Genomic DNA, 1,870 nt, shown 5'->3' on the forward strand with positions numbered 1-1,870 from the left:
GCTCGGTGACCGGGCCGGTATTATACAATGGGCTCAGACCATGGATCTCTAACCAGGAGGCGGCCATGTCACTTTGATAATAGCTTGACCCCAAACTCCTCATGTGAGGCATCTCGACGCGCTCGGTCGACGATCTGGTGAAGGCGATGGGCGGAACCGGCGTCTCGAAGAGCCAGGTGAGCCGGCTGATCACCGAGATCGACGAGCGGGTGAACGCCTTCCTCAACCGCCCGATCGAAGGCGAGTGGCCGTACCTGTGGATCGACGCCACCTACCTGAAGGAGCGCGAAGGCGGCCGCATCGTCTCGACCGCGGTGATAGTGGCGGTGGGCGTCAACACGCTCGGCAAGCGCGAAGTGCTCGGCGTCGCGAGCGGTCCGTCCGAGGCCGAACCCTTCTGGAAAAGCTTCCTGGGCTCGCTCGCCGATCGCGGCCTGCGGGGCGTCAAGCTCTTGATCTCCGACGATCACAAAGGATTGCGCAGCGCCGCAGGCAAGGTGTTCAATGCGACCCAACAACGCTGCCGGGTGCACTGGAGCCTGTTGCGCCGCAGCTTGATGTGCGCGTCGGCCGTGCCGCATGGTTCTGCATCTGCTGGTGGCGCCGATACCAGTTGCCCGCCGTGCTCGGTGCGACGGCGAACGCCGCACCAACATGCCGCCTGCCGAAGCCGAAGATCAATATTATGCTGCCGCAGACAACATGGATATGGCAGCGTGACTCACAACCCAACGCCTTCGGTAGACCCGGCGCGGTTCACGGCGCCGGATCTGCAAAACGAGGCACCGCACTGTGCGTCGCAAAGCTCAAATTACCGTTTGAAGGACCTTCAAATTCGTTCGTACCCATTCTTTACTCTCCGCACCGCTGGCCAACCAGCAGCTTCTCGCGGATTATCGGCGATCACGACGACGTGGGTCGCTCACATCGGTTGCGCGTAGTTCATAGAAGGCCGATGGACCAAAATATAAAACAAAAACAGAATATCGGTATTACCGCCATCAAGATGCATCGAGCATCCCCAAAATATTTATGCATAGAAAAATTTCGTATAAATCTCATGGCCCGCTCTTTCTAAAATATTCTATAATGATATTGAAATTAATTCCAGTATGAGATCATCGCTTTGGCGGCGGATGAGCTTATAGTTATATCGCCGCCAAATCATTGCCAGATGACGCGCCCGTTGCGCACCTCAAGCATTTAATCGGTAAGGCAACAGCGCGAAAAGACTGGGAAACATGTACGGTATCAGTTCAGGGCAGGAGGATGATCTCTGCGCCGCGAATGAGGATCGCTAACTCGACCCCCGTCGCAGTAAATTGCCCTATGTGTCACAGCAAAATGACCGACGCCTCCATTACACTCTCCTTTGCTGCCATTCTAACGATGGCAGTCGTTAAAGTAAGATATTTTGGGGTCAGGTAAAAGCCCCTTTTCGGTTTAAGGCGGCGCTATGGGGAATGGTTTAGAAGCGCCCCCCACGTCAGAAGCACGCTAAGTAACGGTAACTGCTAACGATATTAGAAACATACCCGACGCTCATCACCCCCATAAATTCTTTTCTTCACACGTGTTGGGGTGGATGCCCCCCCGACGGCATCGAATGTGCTAGAATGAAGCGCTAACGCTCAAACAAGGAAGCCACCTCAGTGGAACAGTTATCAGGATTGGGCGTCAGGTTCACATTCATGAGACATGGACATTTCCCGCTGCTGCAGTATTCGGCGATTCAGTGTCGGAGCGCTAGAGCATTTTTCGATCAAAAAGCATCATATCCGCAGTGAGCGAAGTAGTTTTTGCACTCTGCGGGGGTGAATTCGTCGATAGATTGGCCGATAATGCGCCAGAGGTCATCAACCGTTCTGGC

1 pseudogene is annotated in these 1,870 nt (G+C 54.8%); it reads left to right on the forward strand.

The window, feature by feature from the left end:
* Window positions 1-107: 107 nt before the first annotated feature.
* Window positions 108-539: pseudogene (locus tag EWE75_RS24420) on the forward strand (IS256 family transposase); the annotation flags it as partial.
* Window positions 540-1,870 lie beyond the last annotated feature (1,331 nt).

The sequence above is a fragment of the Sphingomonas populi genome (assembly GCF_004208535.1).
Taxonomy (GTDB): Bacteria; Pseudomonadota; Alphaproteobacteria; order Sphingomonadales; family Sphingomonadaceae; genus Sphingomonas; species Sphingomonas populi.